Raw genomic sequence first — 25,705 nt, 5'->3', positions numbered from 1 at the left:
GCCGATTCACGCAAGCGGGGCCAGCAACTGGTCGATCTTCTCCAGCAATGCCGGCTCAAAGGGTGCTGCCTTCGTCGCTGCCACTGCGTCATGTACCTGGGACGGCCTGCTGGCGCCGATCAATACCGAAGTCATGCCCGAATGGCGCAACACCCAGGCCAACGCCATTTGTGCCAAGGTCTGTCCGCGTTCCAGAGCCATAGCGTTGAGCGCACGTACAACGTCCAGACGCTCTGCGGTGATTTGTTCGGGCTTCAAAAAACCATGGCGCGCCGCACGCGAATCATCCGGAATATCGCCCTTCAGATAACGATCGGTGAGAACGCCCTGCGCCAACGGCGAGAAGGCAATGCAGCCAATACCCTCGTCGGCTAGTGCGGGCAAAAGGGCAGGTTCAATCCAGCGATCCAGCATGCTGTAACGAGGCTGATGGAGCACACATGGCGTGCCCAGTTCACGCAGTATGGGCGCGGCCCGGCGTAACAACGGGGCAGGATAATTGGACAATCCCACATACAGTGCGCGCCCGCTGGCAACAATGTGGGCCAGAGCGGCCATGGTTTCTTCCAGCGGCGTATCAGGGTCTGGCCGATGGTGGTAGAAAATATCGACATAGTCCAAACCCAGACGCTTCAGGCTTTGGTCCAGGCTGGCCACCAGATACTTGCGGGAGCCATAGTCGCCATAAGGGCCGGGCCACATGGTGTAGCCTGCTTTGGTAGAGATAATCAGTTCATCGCGATAGGGTGCCAGATCGGCACGCAGTAGCTGGCCGAAAGCCTCTTCAGCAGAGCCCGGGGGCGGTCCGTAGTTGTTGGCCAGATCAAAGTGGGTAATGCCGTTGTCGAACGCGGTGCGAACAATGTCGCGGCCGTTTTCAAATCGGTCCACTCCGCCAAAGTTGTGCCACAAACCCAGCGAAACCGCAGAGATTTTGAGACCGCTGTTGCCACTGCGGCGATAAGGCATCTCGTCGTAGCGCGAGGGGTTAGCCAGGTAAGGTGCCATCTGAATTTCTCCTGTTGATCAACCTTGAAAATTGTTCGGTCCCACAATCCAGCTTTGGCCAGTCAGTTGCGCGCTGGCGCTATCGGCTGGCTGGCTGATGTGTTCGGGTTCGCAATCGACCCCCTGAGCACGAGCGGGCATTCAATCTTTACTGTTCGATGTTTGCGTTGCCGGTCTGCCACGGGGTCGAAATCCAGCAGACGCGCCACAGCCCAGCGCCCCATCTCTTCGTGGGGCAATACCAGTGTAGAAAGGGGCGGCTCCATGCTGCTGGCGAATACTTCATCGTCAAAACCAATGACCGAAATGTCTTCGGGTATCCGCAGACCGCGCGATTTGATCGCTTCGTACGCGCCCAGCGCCATCCGGTCGCAAAAGCAGAAGATCGCCGTGGGCGGCAAGGGCAGATCCAGCAGCGCGTGCGTCTGCTCGCGCCCGCCGCGTTGGGTCCACCCTTCCGTATGGGTCTGCTCGGGCGAAACGATCAACGCGGGATCGACGGGGATGTCGTAGGTTGCCAGCGCTTGCCGGTAGCCAAGCAAGCGATCACGCGATCCTTCAATCCAGTCTTCACCGCTACTGATAAATGCGATTCGGCGATGACCTGCATCCAGCAAGGCGGTCGTGGCTGCAACGCCACCGGCGATATCGGCGGGCACAACGCTCGGGTAGTGCTGCTTTGAATAGTGACAGTTGAGCATGACTGTCGGCACGTCTCTCAGGCGATCCGGCGGGTTGGCCTCCTGGGTGAGCAGCGTGGCGTAAATGATGCCCTTCAAGGGGCGGCTCAAGAGATAGTTGAGTGCCTCGTTTTCGATCTGTTCATCACCGTGGGTGGCGATGGTGGCCAGCATGCAATTGCTGGAGGCCGCCTCATCCCGGGCGCCCTCCAGCAGTGCAGCGACATGTGGCGTCATGGCCAGATGATTGATCAGCAAACCGATGATCGCGGGCGCTGACTCTGCGCGCGGCGGTGCCGAATAACCCAGCTCACGCGCTACTTTCAGCACTTTTTCACGGGTAGCGGCCGAGATCCGCGTCCCCGGTGCATCGTTCAACACCAGCGACACACTGGCCTGGGAGACGCCAGCCTGCCTGCCAATATCTGACATGGTTACCCGTTTGTTCGGCGCTTTCATCGTCATCAGCCCATCTCTTTGCACAGTTGCGTTTGCACTCGCCCGCAATTATCCGGGCCACGGCGCTGGGTTTGTCGCGCCCCGCGCAACACAGAAAAGCATAGGTTATATCAGTTATAAAGTTTTTTTATTACTTATTTTTTAGGTACAACATGTGAAACAAGGCATAAAAGATGAGTGTTTTCATGGACATTCCGTCTTTTTTATGAGGAATATCCGCGTATTTTTTTATGCGAATTAGGTTATACGCATTATTGACATTGATAAAACCGGGGGGTAGTTTTTGCCTCGCTCCAAAGTTTTCGTAGTAACCCTCCGATTCACTACATTTTTGTTCATCGTCAGGAGTTTTTATGAATAAGGCCACCACGTTATTGCTCACCCTTGCGGTTGCCAGCACGGGCGCGCTTGCCGCACCGACCCCCAAGGTTGGTGTCACCATCTACAAGTTCGACGACACGTTCATGTCTTATGTTCGAGGCAAGATTGAATCGGAAGCCAAATCGGCTGGCGTACCCATTTCCGTCCAGGACGGTCAGGGCGACCAATCCAAAGTCAACGATATTCAAGACTTGTTCTTGTCCCAAGGCTACAACGCACTGGCGCTGAACATGGTCGAGCCTACGGCTGCCAACGTTGTCATCCAGAAAGCTGCGGTCAAGAAGGTGCCAATCGTCTTCTTCAACCGTGAGCCCGACGCGGCCGATCTGGCCAAATATCCGTTGGCTTACTACGTAGGCGCCAAGGCCCAGGCATCCGGCACCATGGAAGGTGAAATTGTTGCTGACTACTGGAAAAAGCATCCAGAAGCCGACAAGAACAAAGATGGTGTTCTGCAGTACGTCATGTTGATTGGTGACCCGGCCAACACCGACGCCAAGTACCGCACCGAGTACTCGGTGAAGGCACTCACGGCAGCGGGCATCAAGGTTCAAAGCCTGGCTGAAGATACCGCCATGTGGAACCGTGGTGATGCACAGAACAAAATGCAGGCCTGGTTGACCAAGTTCGGCGACAAGATCGAAGTCGTGTTCGCCAACAACGACGATATGGCTCTGGGTGCTATCGAGGCACTGAAGGCCGCCGGTTATTTCGGCCCGGGCAAAAAGTACATCCCGGTCGTTGGTGTAGATGCAACACCACCTGCACTTGATGCGCTCAAGCAAGGCACCTTGCTGGGTACAGTGCTGAACGATGCTGCGAATCAGGGTAAAGCGACCTTCGATCTGGCCGCCCAATTGGGCGCTGGTGCCAAGACCCTCAAGACTGTTGCGCCTCTGGCCAATGCTGACGGTACGCCTAACCCGCAAGGCCACTATGTATGGGTTCCTTATACCAAGGTCACCAAGGATAACTACGCGAAATTCGTGAAATAAGGTTTCAGCCAAGTTGAGCTACACGGGGCATCCGCGACATCGGGCCCCGTTATTTTGAAGAACGGGAGTTCTGTCTCATGCCCGAAGTAACCAATATCCTGGAAATGCGCGGGATATCCAAAAGCTTCCCTGGTGTTCAGGCCTTGAACGAAGTCAGCCTGAACATTCGCCCGGGCACCGTCCATGCGCTGATGGGTGAAAACGGGGCTGGCAAATCAACGCTGATGAAATGCCTCTTCGGCATGTACCAGGTCGATGCGGGAACCATTGTCCTGAATGGCGAAGCCAAAGTATTCGCCAATTCCAAACAGGCGCTTGATGCGGGCATTTCGATGATCCACCAGGAATTGCACCCGATCCCGCATCGGAGTGTGATGGAAAACCTGTGGCTTGGGCGCTACCCCACGCATGGAATCGGCCCTTTCAAGTTTGTTGACCATAAAAAAATGTTTGACGATACCGTCAAACTTTTCGCTGACCTGCAAATGGATCTGGACCCCAGACTCTGGGTCACCAATCTGTCGGTATCCAAGATTCAGTCGCTCGAAATTGCCAAGGCGGTGTCTTACCATTCGCGCATCATCATCATGGACGAGCCCACCTCCAGCCTGTCGGAGAAAGAAGTCGGGCACCTGTTTCAGATCATCCGCAAGCTAAAGGCCGATGGCGTCTCGATCATTTACATCTCGCACAAAATGGAAGAAATCCTCCAGATTGCCGACGAGGTCACGATCATGCGCGACGGTCGTCAAGTGGGCACATATCCATCCAGTGAGTTGACCACCGACCTGATCATCAGCCGCATGGTCGGGCGCGACTTGACCCACCGCTTTCCTCCGCGGGCCAATATCCCGGGCGAAGTGCTGATGGAGGTCAAGAATTTCACGTCACCCAACCCGAAGTCGTTCAAAGATGCCTCTTTTGAGTTGAAACGCGGCGAAATTCTTGGGGTCAGCGGTTTGGTGGGCGCGCAAAGAACCGAGTTGATGGAGGCGATTTTTGGCATGCGCCCCGTCGCTTCTGGCCAGATATTGCTGAACGGCGTACCCAAGACCATCCGGACCCCAGCTGACGCGCAAAAAAACAAAATGGCCCTGCTTACCGAGGAACGTCGCACCACCGGCATTTTCTCTATCCTTCCGGTCTTCGATAACACCCTGATGGCGCACTGGCGTCATTACGTCAGGCGTTTCGGGCTGCTGGATCTGAAGTCCGGCGAGGCCGACGTTCAGGAGCGTATCCGCACGCTGCGCGTGAAGACGCCTTCAAGCAGCACACTCATTCAGAACCTCTCAGGCGGCAACCAGCAGAAAGTCGTTTTCTCGCGCTGGCTTCTGACTGATCCGGAAATACTGATTCTTGACGAACCGACCCGCGGTATCGACGTCGGCGCCAAATACGAGATTTACACGTTGATCACTGAATTGGCACAGCGCGGCAAGGCCATCATCATGATTTCGTCCGAACTACCCGAAATTCTGGGCATGTCCGACCGAATCATGGTCATGTGCGAAGGTCGAGTGACCGGCATCGTGCCGGGAGCTGAAGCGACACAGGAAAAGATCATGCATCTCTCGACCCAATTCATGACACAAGGAGATTCGAATGACAAAGTTTGAAATAAAAGCACCAGGCCGCTCCAGGCTGACCCAGTTCAAGGAGATGGCGGTAAAGCGCGCCATGATTTTCGTGCTCCTGGCGCTGATTCTGGTTACTGGCTTTATCCAGCCCTCGTTTCTGGATGTGACGAACTTGATCAACGTTTTGATGATCTCGTCCGTCTACGTGATTCTGGCGCTCGGTGAAGGGCCGATCCTCTTGACCAAGGGTGTGGATCTTTCCGCAGGCCGGGTCGTCGGGCTGACCGCGTGTATCGCTGCATCCATGCTGCAACGTGCCGACTACGCCAGCAAAGTCTTTCCAGATCTGCCCGTCTCGCCGTTGTGGCTGCCGATTCTGCTGGCCGTTCTGGCGGGCGTGATCGTCGGCCTCATGAATGGCGCGATCGTGGCCTATCTGAAGGTGGTCCCCTTTATCACCACGCTGGGAACAATGGTGATCGTGTACGGCGCGACTTCGCTGTACGTTGACCGCCCTCCCCACGGTGCCACACCAATTGGTGGGCTGCGTGACGATTTCACCATGATCTCCAACGGGGCCATCAACATCTACGGCGATTTCCGATTGCCGTATATCGTGATCATTGCCGCAGTGGTCATTGTGTTGATGTGGGTGCTTTTGAACCTGACCACCACCGGCAAAAATATTTATGCGATCGGCGCGAACCCGGATGCGGCTACCGTTTCCGGGGTGAACGTTAACCGCACGCTGATCACGGTCTATGTGATCGCTGGCGCCCTGTATGGTCTGGCCGGTTCGCTCCAGGCCGCTCGCCAGGGTAGCGCGACCAATAACCTCGGGTTTACATGGGAACTGGATGCGATTGCCGCCTGCGTGATCGGCGGGGTCTCCACTTCCGGGGGGATAGGGACAGTCGGGGGGATCGTAACGGGCGTGCTGATCCTGACCTTCCTCAACAACGCCCTGGTTATTCTTGGTGTGTCGGTCTACTGGCAGCAAATTTTCAAAGGTCTGATCATCGTGACCGCAGTGGCCATCGACATCCGCAAATACCTGAAGAAGCGTTGATTCACTTCGCGCAGACCCCAGGGCTGGTTCTGCATCAGCTCTGGGGTTTGCGCGATGTTCATTCTGCCTTGTTCTGCACCACGGCCGTTCCAGGCCGTGTTTGTTTTTATGAACGCACATCCGCGACCTGGCAGTGCACGGTGTGGCCATGGCAAATCCCTGCCGATTTTCGCATTTGGCTGATCACCCATACCCTGTGTCGCAACGAGTGATCGGCGGCTATAAAGCGGTATGTCTGCGCCCTCTTTCGACCGCTATGAATCTGCCGCGTTGTATGACCGCAACGTCTGCGGCATCGCCCCATCTCCCAGTGAAAAGCGCGCCCTGTCTCGTTTTTGTCTTGCGCCCTTCTCTTGTTCTACCTGCTCCACCCAGTCTTACCCTCGCGCTGTAACAGTCTTCTTTGGCCTTCGGCTTGACGCTCGTCATGGCTACGCCATAAACTGAAACCGGTTTCACTTGGGGCAAAAACCATGCAGTTTGATCTTGCCGTTCTACTACCGCATCTGGACATGCTGCGCGACGGCGCCATCCTCACCGTAGAGGCCTGTGCCCTGGCGCTGGCTGGCAGCTTTATCACCGGGGCGCTGGTTGCCATTGCGTCGACTTCATCGTCGCGGCCATGGCAAATTCTGGCCAATATCTACGTGGATATCTTTCGCAATGTGCCCTTCATTGTGCAGATGTTTTTCTTCTATTACGGCCTGCCGGTGCTGGGGCTGTACATTGATGCCTTCACCACCGGGGTAATTGCACTGTCGATTGCCGGTGGCGCATATACCTCCAACGTGATCCGTTCCGGCATCCTGGCTATCGACCCGGGGATTATCGAAGCAGCCCAGGTCAGCGGGTTGGCCAAGCACACCATTTTCAGCAAGATTGTGATGCCAATTGCCCTGCGTACGTCGATCCGCCCGCTGGGTTCGGTGCTGATCAATCTGATCCTTACCTCTTCGATTCTTTCCACCATCACGCTCAACGAACTGACCGGTTCGGCCAAGATTGTGGCGTCAGATACCTTCCGCCCGTTTGAAGTGTATTTCGTGCTGCTCGTGGTTTATGCCGTGCTGACTTATTCCGTTTCGATTGCCATTGGCATGCTGCATCGCCGGCTGAATCACGGCAATCTGGAAGGTGTTTCCTGATGGATTACTCCGCGTTTACCTCGTACGACCTGGTGCTGCTGGCACAGGGGCTGGGCGTTTCCGTACTGCTGTTTGTGGTGACCTTCGCCATTGGCCTGGTGCTGGCCTTGAGCTGGGCCACCATCCGCTTTTATCGCATTCCGGTAGCGGTGCCGCTAGTCACCACGCTAACCGAAATCCTCAAAAACTCACCGGTGCTGGTGCAGCTGTTCCTCGTGTTTTTTGGCCTGCCGGTATTTGCCAAAATCAATGTCACACCAGTTGAAGCGGCGGTGATTACGCTTTCGGGCAATACCGCCGCATTTATCTATGTGATTGCGGTGTCTGCCATTGAATCAGTAGGACGCGATCAAGTGGAAGCCGCACGGGTATTTGGGCTGAGCCGCTGGCAGATTCTGCGCAAAGTGATCTCGCCCCAAGCCAGCGCCTTTGCCATCGGCCCGCTGATTGGCCTGGCGGTAAACCAGTTGCAGGTGACATCGCTGGTGTCGGCCATTGGCGTCGTGGACCTGACCAAGATCGGCAACATTCTCAATTTGCGCACGCTCAAGCCATTCATTGTGTGGACCTTGATCGGCGTGCTGTATTGGCTGTGCTCCAAGGCAATTGCATATTTTGGTGGTCGCCTTGAAGTGCGGCTGCGTGCTCACAGCGCCTGGAAAGGGCTTTGAAATGATAAAAGTAGAAAGCGCCAAAAAGAAGTTTGGCAACGTCACCGTGCTGGACGACATCGACTTTACGGTCGAGCCGGGCGAAGTGGTGTCGATTCTGGGATCCAGCGGTTCCGGCAAATCCACGCTGGTGCGCTGTATCAACGGCCTGGAAAAACTGGATGGCGGCAAGATCACTGTCGATGGGTTTGATGTTTCCAAACCCAAAGAACTGGCCGAAGCACGTAAACGCTCCGGCACGGTGTTCCAGTTGTTCAATCTGTACCCGCACATGACAGCGCTGCAGAACCTGACTCTGGCACCGATTGAAGTACTCAAGACACCCAAAGCACAGGCAGAAGAACACGCCCGCGCCCTGCTGACATCGGTTGGCTTGGGTGATCGGGCCGATGCTTATCCGGCGCAGTTGTCCGGCGGGCAGCGCCAGCGTGTAGGCATTTGCCGTGCGTTGGCGGTCAACCCGAGCTATTTGCTGCTGGACGAAGTCACCAGCGCGCTTGATCCGGAAATGACCTCCGAAGTGCTGCGTATTCTGGCCAAGTTGGCAATGGAAGGCACCACCATGGTGTTCGTCACCCACGAGGTCGAGTTCGCGCGGACCATCTCGTCGCGCATTGTGTTTCTGGACAAAGGCAAGCTGGTGGTGAATCTGCCCACCGCCCAGTTCTTTGCCGCCGATGGCGGGCTGGCAAACCCGCGGGTCGCTCAATTTCTATCCAATATGCGCAAGGACTAGTCCCGATGATTCTGCTGGCTAACTCAGAGGCGTGGCCGGGTTTTCCGACCACAGTAGCAATGCTTAAAGACGGCGCACCGGGTATCGATGCCATGGTGGCGGGCATCAGCAAGGTTGAACGTGAAGTGAAAGTGCGCAGCGTCGGCTACGGCGGCTGGCCCAATATGCTGGGCAAGATGGAATTCGATGCCGGCGTGATGGATGGCACCACTCGCCAGGTTGGTTCGGTAGGTGCCTTGCCCGATATCCTCAGCGCCGCCGCAGTGGCGCATGAAGTAATGAAGCGCCTGCCACACGTGATGCTGACTGGCGACGGTGCCCGCCGCTTTGCCCTGGAAACCGGCTTCACGCCAGAACCCACCTTGTTTGATGACAGCAAGCGCGTGTGGTGGGAGCGGCTGGAAAAAGAACTCTCTCCTGCCGAACTGGCAAAGTTTCCCGATGTGCCACTGATTCCGCTCAGCCGCACCATTACCGACCCAGAACGCGTGCGCGATACCACGGTGTTTCTGGCGCAAGACGCCAGCAAAGGCATTCACAGCGTAACGTCTACATCCGGCTGGGCCTGGAAATATCCGGGCCGCCTGGGGGATTCACCCATCGCGGGGGCCGGATTTTATGCCGATAGCCGTTATGGCGCGGCGGCGTGTACTCACACCGGCGAAATGACCGTGCGCTGTGGCACTTCACGCAGCATTGTGCTGGCCTTGCGCCTGGGCTATTCGCTCAAGGACGCTGTGAGCCTTGCCGTGGAAGAGTTATCCGAGTTGTCAGAAGGTTTTCTGGCCGGTGTGGTGATTCACGCGCTGGACGCCAAAGGCAACCATCTGGTCGTCAATTTCAAGTGCCAGGAAGAAATCAAATACTGGTTCTGGGAACCCTCGATGTCCGAACCGGAACTACGGACATCGGTACGTATCTGAACACCCCACTCATCGCCGTAAAACTGACAAGGAGTACTTCTGTGAGACGCATTCTGACAAAAATCACTGCCTTCGCACTCGTTGCTGGCATGGCGTTCACCGCCACCACCGCTTCTGCGGGCAAGCTGGAAGACATCAAAGCGCGCGGCGTAGTGCGCATCGGCGTTTCGCTGGGCGGCGAGCCAGTGGGGTTTCGTGACGCCCATAACGACCCGGTGGGTTATGACGTGGACGTGGCCAAGCGTATTGCCGACAAGCTGGGCGTGAAGGTTGAATACACGGATGTCTCGGGCGATGCCCGGATCTCCATGCTGGTATCTGGTCAGCTTGATCTGGTAGTGGCCAATGTGTCGATCACACCAGAGCGCGCCAAGACCATCGATTTTTCCAGCCCGTATAACCGCGCCGGATTGCGCGTTATCGTGCAGAAAAGCTCGGGAATCAAGGACCTGAAAGGTCTGGCGGGCAAGCAGATTGTGGTGGGTCGCGGCAGTACCGGCGAGACCTTTATCCGCCGTGAAGTCCCAGCCGCCAAGCTGGTCTACACCGACAACTTCGCCCCTGAAGGCGTGTTGCTGCTGCAACAAAAACGCGTAGACGCGGGGATCGAGGATTCGTCGCTGGTGGATTACCTGGCCACCAAAAACGATGCTTTGATCACGCTACCGGGCTTGTATTCCAACGACCCGATTGGTATCGGCATTGCCAAGGGCGACCCGAAATTTCTGGCATGGATCAACAGCTTTGTAGCGGACTATGCCAAATCTGGCGCGTATGAAGCCAACTACAAGAAATGGTGGGGCAAGACCGCAAACCCACCCTCGTTAACCGAAAAGTGAATGCGATAGGTCTTGCCCATAAAGGGCAAGACCGCAAACCCACCATCGTTAACGGAAGTAAGTGCGATAGATCTTGCCCATAAAGGGCAAGACCGCAAACCCACCTTCATTAACTGAAAAGTGAATGCGGTAGATCTTGCCCATAAAGGGCACGACCGCAAATCCCCTTCGTTAACTGAAAAGTGAATGCGATAGGTCTTGCCCATAAAGGGCAAGACCGCAAATCCCCTTCGTTAACCGAAAAGTGAATGTGATAGATCTTGTCCATAAAGGGCAAGACCGCAAACCCACCTTCATTAACTGAAAAGTGAATGCGGTAGATCTTCCCCATAAAGGGCAAGACCGCAAACCCACCATCGTTAACGGAAAAGAGAATGCGGTACATCTTGCCCATAAAGGGCAAGACCGCAAATCCTCCATCCTTGACTGAGAAATAACCTCTTACCCATAGCGGGTAAGAGGACAAAAAAGCCCGGCACCCAAAAGGTGGCCGGGCTTTTTCATGCATTGGAGTGCGGTCAGGCAGTCTGGCGTGGCACAAAGCGCGTGGGAACGAGTACGGGGGGCATGCCCGGTGCAAATGCGTCCGGCACCATCAGGAAACGCAGCACTTCTTTCACGTACTGTGTCTTGTCGAAACCAATCGATGAAATCGGGTAGGCATCAAACACGGTCAGCGATAAATCATCAAACCCATACAAGCGAAAGCGCGTCGGTTTGCTCTGCGGAAAATCCGCCCGACATACATCCAGAATACCCATTGCCATGGCATCCGAAGTGCAGAACACCGCATCGGGACATTGGCCAGAAGTCACACTTGCGGCCACGGCATGGCCACTTTGATAGGAGTAATCACCCTGCGCGACCTGCAACAGCGTAATGCCATGCAGCGCGAATTGCTTGCGATAACTGGCAATGCGCGTTTCTTCGACTGTGGAGGTGGCGCGGCCGGTCACCAAGGCGGCCGTACGCACGCCTTTGGCGGCAGCATCAACCACGGCACCACGAATGCCGGTCGCTTCATCGGCCAGCACGGCTGGAGATAGCGCGTCGTGCCGACCATTGAGCATCAAGACCAGATCGGTATTGAACATGCGTCGCACTGTTGGCGCGTCGGCGAAATCCGAAAATACCAGGGCTGCATCGACGTGATAAGCGATGCCATTGCGTAAAAACTCTTCGATACGATCAACCGAGCCAACCCGGATCAGAATGACTTGTTTACCGATCGCCTGGATTTCGCTCAGCAAATGATCAAACAAATCCAGATCGCTCAGATCATGAATATGGTTAACCACAATGGCTACCAGGTTGACCGTTTTGGTGGTCAGGCTGCGCGCCAGCAGATTCGGTTTAAAGCCGAGTTTTTGTGCGGCCTGCACTACCCGGCTGCGCTTTTCGTCGGCCACCGGGCGCGGCTCGCTGGATAGCGCTCGTGAGGCCACCGCGCGGGAAACGCCGGCCAGCCTGGCTACATCAGAAATAGTCGGCTTGCGCCCGTTCGGTTTGTCGTTGGTCACGCTGTAACCGGAGTCCCTGAGGTCTTGAAATGAATGTCGACAGTGGGCTGCGCAAGCTTGAGTGCGCTGCCGGACCGCAAACAAATGTTTGAGTTACATCATACATGCCCGGACCATGATGGGCACCCACACCCGCCGAACCCGATATTTCCCGCCTATCAAGTAGCTGGTTGCTTGGCCTCAATCGCCGCTTCTGTCAGCTGATCCGCTTCAAACAGCCCTTCCAGTTCCTTCATGGCGTCACGGCTGGCCTGGATCAATTGCGCTTCATCCTGATGAATCGCCAGTTGCCGCTGCAACAGTCGCTCATCGTGCTCGACAAACAATGCGCCGGTACGCTCAGCCTCGGTTCGCGTCACGCCCAGCCCTTCCAGCACGTCTACACCCAAGCCCACGCTGGATGCAAAGGTTTCCCGCGTGGCCACCACTACCCCGGCTTCCATCAAGCGGTAGTAATGAAAACGATTGCGGGCGCGGGCATAGACTTTGAGATGCGGAAACTCACGGCGGAGCGTTTCGGCGGTTTTGACCGATGCTTCGATGTCGTCAATCGCCAATACCACCAGCCGCGCTTTGTCAGCACCTGCTGCGCGTAGCAAATCAGGCCGGGAAGCATCGCCGTAATACACTTTGTTGCCGTAGCGCCGCACGAAATCGACTTGATCAGCATTGGCCTCGAGCACCGTGACCGGAATTTTGCGCAGCCGCAATATCCGCGTCACCACTTGGCCAAACCGCCCGAACCCAGCGACGATAACCGGATGACCTTCGTCGGGTACCGCATCAAACTCTCGCACTTGCCGTGCTTCCAGCCGCGGCACCACAAAGCGCTCGTAAGCCATCACCACAAAAGGCGTCAATGCCATGGATAAAGTGACACTCAGACTGAGTACGTCGGCGACATCGCCCGGCAAAACGCGGTTGCCTTCGGCCAGTGCCAGCAGCACAAAGGCAAATTCACCGCCCTGGCACAGATAGATGGCAAAGCGTCGTGCTACGTGGTTTTGCAGGCCGCTAACCCGGCCAATACCAAAGAGCAAAATGCCTTTTACCAGCATCAAACCGCTGGCCAGCGCGACCACACCCAGCGGATTAGCCATCAGCAAGCCCAGGTTGGCCGCCATGCCGACCGCAACAAAGAACAAGCCCAACAGCACGCCTTTGAATGGCTCGATATTGGCTTCAACCTCGTGACGGAATTCTGAATCGGCCAGCAGCACGCCAGCGACGAACGCCCCCAGACTCATGCTCAAACCGGCGCGTTCCATCAACCAGGCGGTGCCGGTAACTACCAGCAAGGTCGCCATGGTGAAAAGGTCGGTGCTTTTTGCACGGGCCACCAAGGCAAACGCCGGCCGCAGCAGCAAACGCCCGAGCACCACGACACCAATCAACACCGCCAGCGATATCCACACAGGCACGCCAGCCACGCCGCTTTTCACCGGGGCTAGCCACGGAATCAATGCCAGCAAAGGAATCGTCGCCAGATCCTGAAACAGCAGCACCGCAAAACCATCGCGGCCGTATCGCGTAGTGAGCTGGTTCTTTTCGGCCAGCATTTGCAAAACAAATGCGGTGGAGGAAAGAGAAAGCGCCATTCCCACCACCAGTGCTGAAGCCGGTGGCAAGCCAAAAGCAAATGCGATGGCGCCGATGGCCACGCTGCACACCAGCATCTGCGCTCCACCCAGACCAAAGACCGAACGACGCAACACCCACAAGCGTGACGGTTGCAGTTCCAGACCGATCACAAACATCAGCAGGACCACGCCAAATTCAGTGGTATGCAGGATTTCTTCTGGCTGATGGACGAGCTGCAAGCCCCACGGCCCGATCAGGATGCCAGCGGCCAGATAACCCAGCACCGACGCCAGCCCCAGCCGTTTGAGTATGGGCACCACCAACACAGCGGCGGCAAGCAAGACAATGGCTTGAGACAAACCAGGCATGGGCATGTTTTTCTAATAAGGAATACGACTCAGTGTACTTTGGCTCTCCATTACCACCAAGCAGCATTGAGAAAGCTTGGGCACGGACAATTGCAGACGAGTAGGTGCGAGCCGGTACTTTATGAGTAACTACAGGGTAAACAACAGGAAAAACAGGGATATTTAGGAATTACTAGATTGCCGGGCGGCAGAGAAATGAAAGCCATCAGGTTTGATGGCGTCCCCACGGGGATTCGAACCCCGGTTATCGCCGTGAAAGGGCGGTGTCCTAGGCCTCTAGACGATGGGGACGAGGCTTGCTTGCGCAATGGACTGTGTGTGAATGGTGCGCCCGGAGCGATTCGAACGCCCGACCCTCTGGTTCGTAGCCAGATACTCTATCCAACTGAGCTACGGGCGCACTGTCACAACACTTTACTACTAACAACTTACTGCCACTTGCCGCAACGGATTACTGCAAGGACCGTTGGCGGAGACGGAGGGATTCGAACCCTCGATACAGGTTTAAGCCCGTATGCTTCCTTAGCAGGGAAGTGATTTCAGCCACTCATCCACATCTCCGTCAAGGGAAGCGGGATAATACCTTGTGGCCTTGGGGGCGTCAAGGAAAGCACCGCTGCAAAACGCACTTTTTTGCGGGCTGGGCCGGGATGCCCAACGTTTCGGCATCACTCAAGTATCACTCAACCGTAATCGCCTTGCACAGGCAGATTGGCGCAGGCTCGCAAAATCATCCGGCAATAAAAAACGGCAGCCAGCGCTGCCGTTTTTACCTGCAATCACTTGAAGTGACCTAGATTCAGACCGGTTGATCCAGCCCGAATGCCTTGTGCAGCACGCGCACGGCCAGTTCCAGATATTTTTCGTCCACGATGACCGAAATCTTGATTTCAGAGGTGGAGATCATCTGGATATTGATACCTTCTTCGGCCAGCGTGCGGAACATGGTGGAAGCCACGCCCACATGGCTGCGCATGCCCACGCCAACGATGGAGATCTTGCAGATCTTGTCGTCGCCAGAAACGCTACGTGCGGCGATGTGGTCTTGCACGCTTTCCAGCACCTTGATGGTACGTGGCAGGTCGTTCTTGGGAACGGTGAAGCTGAAGTCGGTCGTGCCTTCCTGACCCACGTTCTGGATGATCATATCCACGTCGATATTGGCGTCAGCCACCGGACCCAGAATCTGGTATGCAATGCCTGGTTTGTCAGGCACGCCGGTCACGTTGATACGCGCTTCGTCACGATTGAACGCGATGCCGGAAACGACGGGTTTTTCCATGTTGGAGTCATCCTCGAAAGTAATCAGCGTGCCCTCGCCTTCGTCCTGGAACGAGGAAAGCACGCGCAGTTTCACGTTGTACTTGCCAGCAAATTCGACCGAGCGGATTTGCAGCACCTTTGAACCCAGGCTGGCCATTTCCAGCATTTCTTCAAAGGTAATTGTCTTGAGCTTGCGCGCTTCAGGCACAACACGCGGGTCAGTGGTGTAAACGCCATCGACATCGGTATAGATCTGGCATTCGTCCGCGCGCAACGCAGCGGCCAGTGCCACGCCGGTGGTATCCGAACCGCCACGACCCAACGTGGTGATATTGCCTTCGGTATCTACACCCTGGAAGCCAGCGACAATCACTACACGACCGGCGTTCAGATCAGCACGCATGTTTTCGTCGTCAATCGACTGGATGCGGGCTTTGGTGAACGCACTGTCGGTCAGAATCTTGACCTGGGCGCCGGTGTAGGAACGGGCATCAATACCCATTTCTTTGAGCGCCATGGCCAGAAGGCCAATGGTGACCTGCTCACCGGTCGATACAATCACATCCAGTTCGCGCGGATCAGGATTAGCCTGCATTTCTTTGGCGAGCCCAATCAGGCGGTTGGTTTCGCCGCTCATTGCGGACAAAACCACGACCAGATCGTGACCTTGTGCCTTGAACCTGGCGACGCGTTTGGCCACGTTTTTGATACGCTCCGGCGTGCCAACTGAAGTGCCGCCGTATTTCTGGACAATTAATGCCATATGCAACCTGCTGGTTGGGAAACGGAAAAATCCGGTTTATTTGACTAAGCGAAGCATTCTATATCAAGAAAGCCGCGCTTTTCGAGCCTGTTTCATGACAGGCCCACCTTGTAAGCACTATTTATTCGCGCGTTGCCTGCGCGCTTAACCCTCAACCACCCGCACGCGAGGAGCAACTGCACACATCAACTCATAACCAATGGTGCCCGCAGCGCGTGCGACATCATCAATCGGCAAACCCTTACCCCACAATTCAACCGGGCTGCCAATGCGGGCCCGCGGCAGGTCGGTGATATCGACGGTAAGCATATCCATGGAAACACGCCCAACCAGGCGGGTGCGCTGCCCATCGACCAGCACCGGCGTTCCAGTAGGTGCATGACGCGGATAACCATCGGCATAACCACAGGCCACAACGCCAATCCGCATTGGTTTATCAGCAACAAACGTTGCCCCATAACCGACGGCATCGCCCGCTTGCAGATGTTGTTCAGCAATGATTTGCGCTTGCAGTGTCATTGCCGCTTGCAAACCCAATTGTTCGGCAGTTCGATCCTCAAACGGGGTCGAACCGTACAGCACAATGCCCGGACGCACCCAATTGTGTTGCGCTTGCGGATACGCGAGGGTAGCGGCGGAATTAGCCAGTGAGATCGGCAGATCAAGCCCGGACGTGGCGCTGGCAAAACGAGTCAGTTGTTTTTCTATGCCTTTGGCTGGCTCATCTGCGGTCGCAAAGTGGGCCATCAGTGTGATGCTGGCCACATTAGGCAGTTTTTGCAGGCGGGCAACAAGGTCGTGCGCTTGTTCCGCCGGAAAACCGAGCCGATTCATTCCGGTATTGAGTTTGAGAAAGACATGCACAGGCCGGGACAGCGTGGTTTGCTCCAGCCAGACCAGATGACCCGGCTCGTGAATGGCGATACGCAAGTCCTGGCGAGCGGCTTCAATCAGCTCGGACTGGCTGAACACCCCTTCCAGCAGCAAGATGGGCTGTTGCAGTCCCCATTGGCGCAACGCCAGCGCGTTATCGAACTCCAGAATGCCAAATCCGTCAGCCGCTTGCAGCGCAGTAGCGGCGCGCTGCAAGCCATGCCCATAGGCATTGGCTTTGACCACTGCAAATGCCCGGCTGTGCGGGGCATTGCGTTTAACGACCTGATAATTGTGGGAAATTGCCTGGGTATGGACGAGAGCCTGGATGGGGCGAGTCATTTTGGAAACCGCGTTGTTGGTCTGGGCGTGTTCGGATCTGATTATTTCTCGCGCAGCATCTTGCTCGGCAGTGCCTTGCAATGGTGCTGATGGCGCTTGTGTCTGATGTACCAGATCAGAGTCAGCGTGGCCAGTGCGGCTAACAGCAACCACATGCCGGTTTGCCCTTGCTTGATGGCGTGGTGCAGCCAGTCGCGCTGGAAGGCCCCGTAATAACCGAGATAGACCCATACCGGCACGCTGATCAGCGCCGCCAAACCATCGGCCAGCAAAAAACGCCAGAACGGCACACACTGGGACATGCCGGCAGAAAGATAGATCGGGGTGCGCAAACCTGGCAGAAAACGCGCTACAAACAACACGCGATTGCCATAACGACGAAATTTATCCTGGACGGCGGCGTAACGCTCGGGGGTCAGGACATGCGCAACCCAGCGCCATTTGAGGGCGCGAGTACCAAAGTGGCGACCGATAAAAAACATGATCGAATCACCCACCAGTACGCCCGCCATGCCCACGCAGAACATGGTGTGCACGTCTGCATAGCCCAGACCGGAAATGATCCCGCCCGCTACCAGAGTGATGTCTTCGGGAATGGGAACACCGAAACCGCAGACCAGCAGAACACCAAAAACGGCGAAGTAGCCGTAGTCAGTGAAAACAGGAAGAAGATATTGCAGAATATCCATGCGTATTGACCGAACCTTGGACCTTGCCAATGACTCCAATCGGGCCACTGGCGGCGGACTTGAAGCGACTAAAATACAGACCAGGCTGTGTCGCTTATGTATCTTGTGTATCAGGACCTGTGGCTCGTTCAGGGGTTTACCCCTTGTCGTAATGGTCCACACTATATCACGTGATATTCCAGAACAACGCCTGATGCCGCTACGTTTGTCAGGATCAGATTCCCACTACAGGCAAAGGTTTCGCTTTTCAGGCTCAACGGCATTGGCAATAAGTCGGCACCTTTGTGTCAAACATGATATAAAACCGACCGTCGTTACATGGTGACGACCGCCCCGGCAGCCCGCACTGGCGCTGGGCTTGCGCTACCAGACCCATAAATCCGATCATCAAAACAGGCTCCGTAGCGGGTATGAATCGCGGTTTTTTCATCATCCTCGGCGCACAATTCCTTTCTGCGCTAGCTGACAACGCCCTGTTTATTGCGGCCCTGGCGCTGCTACGCGAGAACAGCGCGCCAGAGTGGCATCTGTCCATGTTGCTCTGGAGTTTCACGGTTTCATATGTAGTACTGGCACCGTTCGCCGGTTCGTTCGCCGACTCCATGCACAAGGGTCGCGCGATGATGATTTGCAACGGCATCAAGCTCCTCGGTTGCGTGTGCATGCTGATTGGCGCGCCGCCCATCGTGGCTTATGCCATAGTCGGCTTCGGCGCTGCAGCGTACTCCCCCGCCAAATATGGCCTGATCACTGAATACCTGCCGCATGAAAAACTGGTTGAAGCCAATGGCTGGCTCGAAGGCGCTACCGTTGGCGCCATCATCTTTGGCACGGTATTGGGCGGCGTGCTGGTCGGCAGCCGCGCCAGTGACTGGTACGACACACTGACGCTGGGCCAGTATCTGTCGCCGTCGCAATTTGCCATGTGCGCGATCATGTTTATGTACCTGGCCGCAGGCTGGCTCAATCTGTATATCCCCAAACTGAAGGTTCACCTCAAACCACTGCACCTGGACCCATTATTCCTGGTGCGTGAGTTCTGGTGGTGCGTGCGCCGTCTGTGGAAAGACCCGCAAGGCCAGTTGTCGCTGGCGGTCACCACCCTGTTCTGGGGCGCCGGGGCGACGATGCGGCTGGTAGTGCTGAACTGGGCGGTCATCTGGCTCAATTACAGCATGGAACAAGCCACGCGCCTGGTCGCTGTCGTGGCCTTCGGCACAGCCTTTGGCGCGATCCTGGCTGGACGTTTTGTGCCGCTCAAACGTGCGTTTTCTGTGTTGCCGGCCGGGATATTCATGGGTGTGTCGGTAATGAGCATGCTGGTGGTGCACAGCCCACTGGTTTCAGCTGTTTTGATGTTTATCGTCGGCGCTTTGTCTGGCTGGTTTGTGGTGCCGCTCAACGCCATGCTGCAACATCGCGGGCATATGTTGATGGGCGCAGGGCATTCAATTGCTGTGCAAAACTTCAATGAAAACATCGGCATTCTGGTCATGGTGGGCATCCACGCATTGATGGTCCGCTATCTGAGCACTGCGTTACCAGCCAATGCCAGCGAACTGGTGCAAGATCAGTTTTCTGCCAGCGGTATTCCACCCATGCACCTGATCATCATTGGCTTCGGACTATTTGTGTCAGTGGTCATGCTGTTGCTGACCTTGCGTTTCAAGCGCGGCCAGCGCGCCGGCAAGATGCACGACTAACTCCCCAACAGCCCGGCAATCGCATGACTTCAAAGCCACGATATTTCGTGGCTTTTTTGTGTCAGCGCAATCAATCCACTTCTCTTCGCATGGCCGCCAGTTTTTGCGAGCAAATTTCTTGTAATTAACTAATTAGTTAATTAGATTGATTACATGACCAGCTCGCCTCGCCAGCGTGGCCGCCCCGCCACCCTCCCCGACCAGAACGCCCGCGCAGCCTTGCTCGATGCGGCGACGCTGCTATTTGCCCGGCAAGGCATCGCCGCCAGCACGCTAGCCCAGGTTGCACGGGAAGCGGGTGTGACATCGGCCATGGTCCATTACTACTTCAAGATTTAGCTGTTTGTTATCGCAAGGTTGTCAAAAATACGCTTATTGAACCCACACGCCACAAAACCCCACCGTGAATTTTTTGGATTAGCCTGTAAGTGCCAAAGAATCAATGGACTGAATGTTCGATGTTGCTGCCGCTTTTCTGAAGCTTTCGGCATCCGGAAGGCATCAAATCGGACAGCCCTTACTTTAGTAGCCTGCCCAAAGACATTCCGAGCGTATCTGCAATGCTCGCAGCATCCTTAATACTGATGTCGGTTGCTGTCGTCTCCATTCTTCCCACGTAAGTACGAAAGAATCCTGCAGTCTCAGACAACCCTTCTTGGCTTAGTCCCGCAGCAATCCTTGCTTCCCGGGAGCGCATTACAAAACACTTGAAAAGACTTGGTCCCGTAGAATCCAGCGTGGAAGTGACCCTCACGCCAAGTAGTATTCGCGCATCACACCCGAGCCCACGAGCCAATTTTTCAACAGTCCCAAATCTCGCGTTGTGTCCATCGGGATGCTCAATAAGTGCAATGTAGGTTCTGCGAATGCCACTGCTCTTAGCCAGCGCATCCTGCGATAACCCATAACGGGCGCGCGCCTTTGCCAGGTTAAGTGCCAAGGTCTTTTTAATGTCTGGTATTTGCTTCGCCATAAGGCAAAGCTTGGCGCACACCGCTGCACTCAATCTACTATGTGAAATAGTAACGCTAAAAAAAGATACGCCAAATAAAGAACATCGAATAATAATGCAACATCCGATGTACAGGCCGATTTCTCCAGCAAGCGCATAGGCGCGAGCTAGGCAATTGATAAGTAACTCTGGGAATTAGACAAGAAAATTTCTTAAACTTTCCCTGTTTTTTCAAACGATTAGGAAAGCCGTGACGCATACGCATGGTCAAGAGTTGCCGCACGCAGTTACCGATTTTGTATGGCCACGAGTGCCGGACTACTTGGGAAGCGAATACGCGGCGGAGCGCAGGAGGCTGGAATATCCGGTCACTCTCTGGAGCTTCCCGGAGAACAATGTGCTCAACATTGAACTGTTCTCCAATACGGGGGACGACAGTGGGTATTCCAGACTGGAAGTGGCACCGGTGAATGATGCCCAATTCCCCGGATACATGGTCAGGATGCACAAAAACAGCATGAATGGGCTGGCGTGTGTATTCATCAAGCGGAATATCGCCAGCCAGGAGCAGATTTCCGAACTTTGCTTTCGCGCCATCGACGCGGTAAGTCCCTGGTTCTGGGGCGACCCTAAACGAAATAGTCGTACGCGAGCGGCGACAGCCTGGCTCTCTGGCCCGGATACGCATACTTTGCTTGCCGTCCTGGCGCAACGCATAGGCGGTGCAAGGGCAGTGCTCCGGGATACATGCATCGTCATATAAGCCGAACCCCATTACATGGCGCCCAAATCGCTTTGTAAAATCGGCCATTAACACTACGGAAATTGCCATGCCATATTGGAAACTTGACCCTGTTGATGCCAGCCCTCAGACGTTGCTGACTGGCTGGTCCATCCGCCGCACAGACAGCGGCTCGCTGCATTTTGTCGGGTACTGCCTCGTTGAACGCTGTGGGAGCGTGTCTTCGATGATTGAGGAGTTCGACCCCACGTCGCTGCGAGGGGTAACGCATTCCGGCCGGGTTTACGAACTGAGCGGACCTCCCAGGGCCAACGATGATGCCGAGTATGTCTGGAACATCTGGGCCAATCGGAATGACGTGACGTCATGGGAAGAGGTCGGAGCCGAAGTTGTTGCCCCCCATCTGGAGGCTACGATGTGAGTGCCAGTACCACGGTAGAGACACAGGCGCCCAGCATCCTCTATCTTGATTATGATGGCCCGCTGCATCCGTATTCGGTCTACCAGACCTCGACCGGGCCAGAGTTGCGGGCTGATGGCCAACTGTTCATGCATGCCCATGTACTTGAGCAGACACTGAATGCCTTCCAACAGTCGGTCCATATCATTCTGGCGACAAACTGGGTAGTGCTTCTGGGGTTCGATGAAGCCAGAGCACGATTACCGACATCACTACAGCAGCGGGTGGCCGGCGCCACCTGGGAACCCGGACTTGAAGAATATGACGCCATCACCTGGCGACGCCTGCCGCGTTATGAGCAAATCGCGCGGCACACGCAACGCCATGGCATCTGCCACTGGCTGGCGATTGATGACGACAATGATTGTTGGCCGGACGACCAGATGAAGCATCTTGTCCTGTGCGACAGGATGAAAGGCCTCGGTCTGCCGGACGCCGTCGCGGATTTGAAGCAAAAACTCCATCAGTTATCGTACAAATAGATATTAACGAGATAGGGTTCCTCGCTAAAATCTATTTAAATGCCCAAGACTGCCCGAGCCTTTCTGCAACTAGCTTCAGGCCCTGCGTGTAACTTGTGCCCCAAGGCGGCAAGTCTAGGTCGAGACTTAGTTTGCCCAGCGGCTTGTTTAACGTTCGCTTACAAGGGAACAAAACGGGCCATTCTGTTTCCCTATAGGCTAACGGAAAACCCCAGCGTCTTCAAAAGAAAGTGCGGGAGCGGCTTCAAATTGAAGCAACTTTGACTTGGGCAAAGGCTGCGGAGAGTTGCATATCGATGTTTTTTTTGGGTTCGGCTTTATGACAACCGCCCGTGAAGTTGGGCCTTAAGCCAGTTCCCAAGCTCCGCCTCGCCAATTTCACGGTTATCGAGGGCCATCCGCGAGTTATACGTTTTGAACGTCGGCCCATTGGCGACAGTCCACTCATCGATATTGATGACTTTCATCGATTTTCCTGGCGGAGGTAACAGGTAATCAATGAGCTTGTTTGTCATGTCTTCATGGTGGCTAGTCACAATGACCTGACGTTGATGCTCTAGCGAGTTGCTGTAGGCCAGTTGCCTCAGAATGCCAGCGGCAGGAATCAGCTGCCCCATATCGAGTGCGGTAGTAAAGTCATCAAAACCAATAACTCGGGCTTTCAGATTATTGCGTAATGCGTAACTGAGACAAACTGACCAACAAATGCTCAGTTGCGTCTTTTGGCCGGTGGACAGCCCGCTGTACTCCAAACCGTTGCGGGACTGGAATTTATATGTCCTCTTGGTTTTGCCTCTTCTTCCTGCGTGGGACAAACGAATGGGCAAAAACTCTGAAGGAAAATGGAATCGCGCGAGCAATTGATTCAATGTTTCCAGTAATTTTCCAAACTGGGACCTATCTATCATATTTGAGACGCTGAAAATACCTTCTGACGACAATGCTTGTTTTAGCACCCTCTCCCCGTCAGAAATGGCTTTCTCCTTCGCTGCGGTATTGAGCTGTTGCTTGCGTCGAAGCTCTTCTCTATCTATTTGCCTTTCGACGCTTGCCCAGTTTTTTGAAGCGCCAGCAAGAGAATCCAGTTCTTTCAATATTTCGTCGGAACGCGAAAAGTAACTTCCCAATTGCTCTTTAGCTCTCCGTACGTCATTGCGGATATCAGCCACCCGCCCCTCACAGGAGATGAGCGAATTACCCCGGAGCTCTCTCATCAGCTTGCCGCATGCGAGTTCACTTTGAAGGGCTGCTTCTTTTACTGCAAGAGCACCGACCTTGTCGGCATTTTTTATGATTTTGTCGTTTAAATTCCGTATGGCTTGCTGTGCAACATTTATGAACTGCTCTGCATTTCTAACGCCGTATGTCAGCCAATCCCGCAAAGCTCGGCAGTCAGCATTTTCTCCAAAAGATTCGTTGAGAATTGAGGCCCAATTTTCTCCATGCTCATGAACCACCTCCAGAGTTTCGAGTAAAGACTCAGAACGACGTTCGATAAATTCACTTTGGCTTTCAAGCCCAGCCCTCTCTTTACCGAGACTATTTAGGCTGTCCGCAAGCGTTGATAGCATGACAACCCATTTGGAATCATCTTCTTCCTGCATAGGAATATTTATCACACCGTCCTCACGCCTACCCAATCGATTTGGGGCTCTTGCCCAAATAATCTCGCTATCCGGTGGCAGTTCTGCCAACTTCCGCTCTAGAGCCGTTAGCTTTCTTATTTGTATTGAATGTTCTTCCGGGAAATCAACAGGGGTTATTTCTTTCAAGTAATTGGTAATATCCGCGATGTCATCCAGAACGTCTGCGGGGTTTATATATGATTTATTTTTTCGCGGAATTATCGATGAAAGTTGATGGTTCAAGTGTGATATGGATTGCATCCAGCCGGTGGAAGCTATTCTTTCTGGTGAAGAATAATACTGCAGTTCAAAATCGGAACCAAACCATTCTGGCTTCATTTCAGCCAGCCGCGAAACCGGCTGTACGAAATGCTGTATTGCTTGCACCCTTGATGACTGAATATCAAATTTCGCAGGAATAATGCTGTTTCTTTCATGTGCAAGCCATGCCTGCGCACCTTCCAGTGCATCTTTAACGGTATCCCATGCGCCTGAGCTAGGCTCAAGAATAGCGGTTACGTCCGCTGCAGATTCGGGTGAATCCAGACCATCAGCGAAAAAGAAATGCGCCCGCTCCAATAAATCGGCATATATGATTTTTGTCGGGGGAGATTGCAAAGATATCTCTCCCGTGAGGGACCCACTGGAACGGATGTTTCCACTGCTATGCCCATTCGAGATGAGCGGGCCAAGTCTCTCCACAAGCGAAGTGTGGCCGTTTAATAGAAGGTCGATAGCGAGAAGGATGCTGGTTTTTCCGACTCCATTTTTCCCTGATATGACCACCATATCAGCATTAAGGTCTAAGGAGTGGGTGCCCACAAATCCACGGAAATTCTCGAAATCTAAAGAGGTAATTGCTCTCATTCTTTTTCTCCGTGCGTATTGCCATTGGCGCTGGCAGATGTGTGGTCCTGACTCGTTGCAAGCACGTTGTTTTGAACCCAGCGCATGACCACCGACTGGATAGGCCCTTCGCCAATAGGCGAGCTGACAGTTAGCGGTTCTGGTTCAACAATGGCGCCGATTATTGCTTCAGCGAGGGACTTGGCAAGGAGATTTTTTTCGCGGGCGACCTGTGTACGCAGGTGTTCAGCATATTCGGCATCAGTGATGCTCTTCAGGCTATAGCTACTTGCATGTGTGCCGTCCGAGTCCGTTAGCATACGTACCCAGTTATCAATGTCCCTGATTCCCGTACCCGCGAGGCGAGATTTATCAAAGGGCTGGATGCAGAAGGCGCCTCGAATCCAATCCTGGTCCCCAGCAATTTTATGCCATGCAGCATAGCGAGCGCTGTCGCACTGAACGACCAGAATCAGGGGTATCTGCAACCCAAACGATGACAGCGTGTCCGAAATGTCGCATAGCTCATCACGCAGTAAATCACGCTCGTCGTTGCTGGTTAATGGATTGTCTTCATCGGAAACAGCGGTGGATTGGATTACCGCCGCAAGCTGCGTCACAGTAAGAGAGTCCCAAATCAGCCACTTATGCTTGTTCAGCATCAAGGACTCTTTTTCATTGGATGAATCGTTCAGGGCGAAAGAATAAGTAGAGAGCATCTGCGGCCTAATAACTAGTTGGCATTTAATTCAAAATGTCGGTTTGTACTGATGCTAGCGTCCAACCGTCGCCGGTACTTGCTAGGAAACCGTGCGGCATCCAATAGTCGTTGGGACACTGCTTCATACCCGCCTGACGGCAGGTCCTGGGGTAATCCCCCCGGAAATTAATCGTCGCCAGAAGTAGAATTTTCTCCCTGAACCATCGAGGAAGTTTTGCATGAAGCGCTCACGCTTTTCCGACAGCCAGATCATTGCCATTCTCAAGCAGGCCGAGGGCGGCGCTCCCGT

General features: G+C 54.7%; 24 protein-coding genes and 3 tRNA genes. 13 read left to right on the top strand and 14 right to left on the bottom strand.

Annotated elements, in window-relative coordinates:
- Positions 1–6: 6 nt before the first annotated feature.
- Both P4L78_RS01690 and P4L78_RS01685 read right to left on the bottom strand, forming a co-directional pair.
- Positions 7–1,008 (bottom strand): aldo/keto reductase, encoded by a 1,002-nt coding sequence (locus P4L78_RS01690; RefSeq protein WP_309326576.1) that lies wholly within the window; start codon positions 1,006–1,008, stop codon positions 7–9.
- A gap of 62 nt (positions 1,009–1,070) precedes the next feature.
- Positions 1,071–2,153, bottom strand: coding sequence for a LacI family DNA-binding transcriptional regulator (locus tag P4L78_RS01685; protein ID WP_309326574.1), 1,083 nt, complete (start codon positions 2,151–2,153; stop codon positions 1,071–1,073).
- Between the two features lie 347 nt (positions 2,154–2,500).
- Here P4L78_RS01685 and P4L78_RS01680 point away from each other — a divergent pair, with 347 nt between their 5' ends.
- The 8 genes from P4L78_RS01680 to P4L78_RS01645 all read left to right on the top strand — a co-directional run bounded on the left by P4L78_RS01680 (position 2,501) and on the right by P4L78_RS01645 (position 10,486).
- A complete protein-coding gene (locus tag P4L78_RS01680; RefSeq protein WP_309326572.1) occupies positions 2,501–3,523 on the top strand; it encodes a galactose ABC transporter substrate-binding protein in 1,023 nt (340 codons plus the stop codon).
- A 143-nt stretch (positions 3,524–3,666) separates the two neighbouring features.
- A complete protein-coding gene (locus P4L78_RS01675; protein ID WP_309326570.1) occupies positions 3,667–5,142 on the top strand; it encodes a sugar ABC transporter ATP-binding protein in 1,476 nt (491 codons plus the stop codon).
- Positions 5,129–6,172: a galactose/methyl galactoside ABC transporter permease MglC gene (gene mglC / locus P4L78_RS01670; RefSeq protein WP_283148435.1), complete on the top strand. Its 1,044-nt coding sequence runs from the start codon at positions 5,129–5,131 to the stop codon at positions 6,170–6,172. The genes P4L78_RS01675 and mglC overlap by 14 nt, the downstream gene beginning before the upstream one ends.
- A gap of 473 nt (positions 6,173–6,645) precedes the next feature.
- Positions 6,646–7,317 carry an amino acid ABC transporter permease gene (locus tag P4L78_RS01665; protein WP_283148434.1) on the top strand — a complete coding sequence of 224 codons (672 nt, stop codon included), beginning with the start codon at positions 6,646–6,648 and terminating at the stop codon, positions 7,315–7,317.
- Positions 7,317–7,988 carry an amino acid ABC transporter permease gene (locus P4L78_RS01660; RefSeq protein WP_309326567.1) on the top strand — a complete coding sequence of 224 codons (672 nt, stop codon included), beginning with the start codon at positions 7,317–7,319 and terminating at the stop codon, positions 7,986–7,988. Before P4L78_RS01665 ends, P4L78_RS01660 begins: the two co-directional genes overlap by 1 nt.
- A 1-nt stretch (position 7,989) precedes the next feature.
- Entirely contained in the window at positions 7,990–8,724 is a 735-nt protein-coding gene (locus P4L78_RS01655) for an amino acid ABC transporter ATP-binding protein (RefSeq protein WP_283148432.1), read from the top strand.
- A gap of 5 nt (positions 8,725–8,729) precedes the next feature.
- Entirely contained in the window at positions 8,730–9,647 is a 918-nt protein-coding gene (locus P4L78_RS01650; RefSeq protein ID WP_283148431.1) for a N(4)-(beta-N-acetylglucosaminyl)-L-asparaginase, read from the top strand.
- 41 nt (positions 9,648–9,688) lie between these two features.
- Positions 9,689–10,486, top strand: a complete 798-nt coding sequence (locus P4L78_RS01645; RefSeq protein WP_283148430.1) for a transporter substrate-binding domain-containing protein — start codon at positions 9,689–9,691, stop codon at positions 10,484–10,486.
- A 109-nt stretch (positions 10,487–10,595) separates the two neighbouring features.
- On the opposite strand, the gene P4L78_RS01640 is transcribed toward P4L78_RS01645, so the two are convergent.
- From P4L78_RS01640 to P4L78_RS01600, 9 genes are all read right to left on the bottom strand, one after another.
- Positions 10,596–10,994, bottom strand: a complete 399-nt coding sequence (locus P4L78_RS01640) for a hypothetical protein (RefSeq protein WP_309326564.1) — start codon at positions 10,992–10,994, stop codon at positions 10,596–10,598.
- A gap of 10 nt (positions 10,995–11,004) precedes the next feature.
- Positions 11,005–12,006 (bottom strand): LacI family DNA-binding transcriptional regulator, encoded by a 1,002-nt coding sequence (locus P4L78_RS01635; protein WP_283148429.1) that lies wholly within the window; start codon positions 12,004–12,006, stop codon positions 11,005–11,007.
- A 158-nt stretch (positions 12,007–12,164) separates the two neighbouring features.
- Positions 12,165–13,955, bottom strand: a complete 1,791-nt coding sequence (locus P4L78_RS01630) for a monovalent cation:proton antiporter-2 (CPA2) family protein (RefSeq protein WP_283148428.1) — start codon at positions 13,953–13,955, stop codon at positions 12,165–12,167.
- 215 nt (positions 13,956–14,170) lie between these two features.
- Positions 14,171–14,246: transfer RNA gene (locus P4L78_RS01625), tRNA-Glu, on the bottom strand.
- A 32-nt stretch (positions 14,247–14,278) separates the two neighbouring features.
- Positions 14,279–14,355 (bottom strand) — tRNA-Arg (locus tag P4L78_RS01620).
- A 67-nt stretch (positions 14,356–14,422) separates the two neighbouring features.
- Positions 14,423–14,516: transfer RNA gene (locus P4L78_RS01615), tRNA-Ser, on the bottom strand.
- 238 nt (positions 14,517–14,754) lie between these two features.
- Positions 14,755–15,981, bottom strand: a complete 1,227-nt coding sequence (locus P4L78_RS01610; protein ID WP_283148427.1) for an aspartate kinase — start codon at positions 15,979–15,981, stop codon at positions 14,755–14,757.
- 144 nt (positions 15,982–16,125) lie between these two features.
- The gene (gene alr / locus P4L78_RS01605; RefSeq protein ID WP_309326562.1) at positions 16,126–17,196 is read right to left on the bottom strand and encodes an alanine racemase; all 1,071 of its coding nucleotides are present in this window, start codon (positions 17,194–17,196) and stop codon (positions 16,126–16,128) included.
- 41 nt (positions 17,197–17,237) lie between these two features.
- The gene (locus P4L78_RS01600; protein ID WP_283148425.1) at positions 17,238–17,885 is read right to left on the bottom strand and encodes a DedA family protein; all 648 of its coding nucleotides are present in this window, start codon (positions 17,883–17,885) and stop codon (positions 17,238–17,240) included.
- A 410-nt stretch (positions 17,886–18,295) separates the two neighbouring features.
- On the opposite strand from P4L78_RS01600, the gene lplT reads away from it, so the two are divergent.
- Together lplT and P4L78_RS01590 are read left to right on the top strand one after the other, a co-directional pair.
- Positions 18,296–19,588, top strand: a complete 1,293-nt coding sequence (lplT, locus tag P4L78_RS01595) for a lysophospholipid transporter LplT (RefSeq protein WP_283148424.1) — start codon at positions 18,296–18,298, stop codon at positions 19,586–19,588.
- A gap of 153 nt (positions 19,589–19,741) precedes the next feature.
- Positions 19,742–19,927 carry a TetR family transcriptional regulator gene (locus P4L78_RS01590; RefSeq protein ID WP_309326559.1) on the top strand — a complete coding sequence of 62 codons (186 nt, stop codon included), beginning with the start codon at positions 19,742–19,744 and terminating at the stop codon, positions 19,925–19,927.
- Between the two features lie 178 nt (positions 19,928–20,105).
- Here the strand turns inward: P4L78_RS01590 and P4L78_RS01585 are convergent, their stop codons facing one another.
- On the bottom strand, positions 20,106–20,561 hold the full coding sequence (locus tag P4L78_RS01585; protein WP_309326557.1) for a helix-turn-helix transcriptional regulator: 456 nt from the start codon (positions 20,559–20,561) through the stop codon (positions 20,106–20,108).
- A gap of 229 nt (positions 20,562–20,790) precedes the next feature.
- On the opposite strand from P4L78_RS01585, the gene P4L78_RS01580 reads away from it, so the two are divergent.
- The 3 genes from P4L78_RS01580 to P4L78_RS01570 all read left to right on the top strand — a co-directional run bounded on the left by P4L78_RS01580 (position 20,791) and on the right by P4L78_RS01570 (position 22,224).
- Entirely contained in the window at positions 20,791–21,303 is a 513-nt protein-coding gene (locus tag P4L78_RS01580; RefSeq protein ID WP_309326555.1) for a hypothetical protein, read from the top strand.
- A gap of 67 nt (positions 21,304–21,370) precedes the next feature.
- Positions 21,371–21,703 (top strand): hypothetical protein, encoded by a 333-nt coding sequence (locus tag P4L78_RS01575; RefSeq protein ID WP_309326553.1) that lies wholly within the window; start codon positions 21,371–21,373, stop codon positions 21,701–21,703.
- A complete protein-coding gene (locus P4L78_RS01570) occupies positions 21,700–22,224 on the top strand; it encodes an HAD domain-containing protein (protein WP_309326551.1) in 525 nt (174 codons plus the stop codon). Before P4L78_RS01575 ends, P4L78_RS01570 begins: the two co-directional genes overlap by 4 nt.
- Before the next feature lie 317 nt (positions 22,225–22,541).
- Here the strand turns inward: P4L78_RS01570 and P4L78_RS01565 are convergent, their stop codons facing one another.
- Positions 22,542–24,716: an AAA family ATPase gene (locus P4L78_RS01565; protein WP_309326549.1), complete on the bottom strand. Its 2,175-nt coding sequence runs from the start codon at positions 24,714–24,716 to the stop codon at positions 22,542–22,544.
- Positions 24,713–25,357 (bottom strand): hypothetical protein, encoded by a 645-nt coding sequence (locus tag P4L78_RS01560; RefSeq protein ID WP_309326547.1) that lies wholly within the window; start codon positions 25,355–25,357, stop codon positions 24,713–24,715. Before P4L78_RS01560 ends, P4L78_RS01565 begins: the two co-directional genes overlap by 4 nt.
- Between the last annotated feature and the right edge of the window lie 348 nt (positions 25,358–25,705).

The organism is Silvimonas sp., assembly GCF_031291215.1.
GTDB classification, from domain to species: domain Bacteria; phylum Pseudomonadota; class Gammaproteobacteria; order Burkholderiales; family Chitinibacteraceae; genus Silvimonas; species Silvimonas soli.
Note: the sequence above shows the minus strand (reverse complement) of the source record. Positions and strands in the feature narration are given on the sequence as shown.

Bases quoted from the DNA above. Each gene is read 5' to 3' on its own strand.
- P4L78_RS01610 (WP_283148427.1), bottom strand. From the start codon at position 15,981: ATGGCATTAATTGTCCAGAAATACGGCGGCACTTCAGTTGGCACGCCG.
- alr (WP_309326562.1), bottom strand. From the start codon at position 17,196: ATGACTCGCCCCATCCAGGCTCTCGTCCATACCCAGGCAATTTCCCAC.
- mglC (WP_283148435.1), top strand. From the start codon at position 5,129: ATGACAAAGTTTGAAATAAAAGCACCAGGCCGCTCCAGGCTGACCCAG.
- P4L78_RS01640 (WP_309326564.1), bottom strand. From the start codon at position 10,994: ATGCATGAAAAAGCCCGGCCACCTTTTGGGTGCCGGGCTTTTTTGTCC.
- P4L78_RS01660 (WP_309326567.1), top strand. From the start codon at position 7,317: ATGGATTACTCCGCGTTTACCTCGTACGACCTGGTGCTGCTGGCACAG.
- lplT (WP_283148424.1), top strand. From the start codon at position 18,296: ATGAATCGCGGTTTTTTCATCATCCTCGGCGCACAATTCCTTTCTGCG.
- P4L78_RS01600 (WP_283148425.1), bottom strand. From the start codon at position 17,885: ATGGATATTCTGCAATATCTTCTTCCTGTTTTCACTGACTACGGCTAC.
- P4L78_RS01650 (WP_283148431.1), top strand. From the start codon at position 8,730: ATGATTCTGCTGGCTAACTCAGAGGCGTGGCCGGGTTTTCCGACCACA.
- P4L78_RS01690 (WP_309326576.1), bottom strand. From the start codon at position 1,008: ATGGCACCTTACCTGGCTAACCCCTCGCGCTACGACGAGATGCCTTAT.
- P4L78_RS01560 (WP_309326547.1), bottom strand. From the start codon at position 25,357: ATGCTGAACAAGCATAAGTGGCTGATTTGGGACTCTCTTACTGTGACG.
- P4L78_RS01630 (WP_283148428.1), bottom strand. From the start codon at position 13,955: ATGCCTGGTTTGTCTCAAGCCATTGTCTTGCTTGCCGCCGCTGTGTTG.
- P4L78_RS01665 (WP_283148434.1), top strand. From the start codon at position 6,646: ATGCAGTTTGATCTTGCCGTTCTACTACCGCATCTGGACATGCTGCGC.
- P4L78_RS01655 (WP_283148432.1), top strand. From the start codon at position 7,990: ATGATAAAAGTAGAAAGCGCCAAAAAGAAGTTTGGCAACGTCACCGTG.
- P4L78_RS01575 (WP_309326553.1), top strand. From the start codon at position 21,371: ATGCCATATTGGAAACTTGACCCTGTTGATGCCAGCCCTCAGACGTTG.
- P4L78_RS01565 (WP_309326549.1), bottom strand. From the start codon at position 24,716: ATGAGAGCAATTACCTCTTTAGATTTCGAGAATTTCCGTGGATTTGTG.
- P4L78_RS01590 (WP_309326559.1), top strand. From the start codon at position 19,742: ATGACCAGCTCGCCTCGCCAGCGTGGCCGCCCCGCCACCCTCCCCGAC.
- P4L78_RS01685 (WP_309326574.1), bottom strand. From the start codon at position 2,153: ATGACGATGAAAGCGCCGAACAAACGGGTAACCATGTCAGATATTGGC.
- P4L78_RS01680 (WP_309326572.1), top strand. From the start codon at position 2,501: ATGAATAAGGCCACCACGTTATTGCTCACCCTTGCGGTTGCCAGCACG.
- P4L78_RS01585 (WP_309326557.1), bottom strand. From the start codon at position 20,561: ATGGCGAAGCAAATACCAGACATTAAAAAGACCTTGGCACTTAACCTG.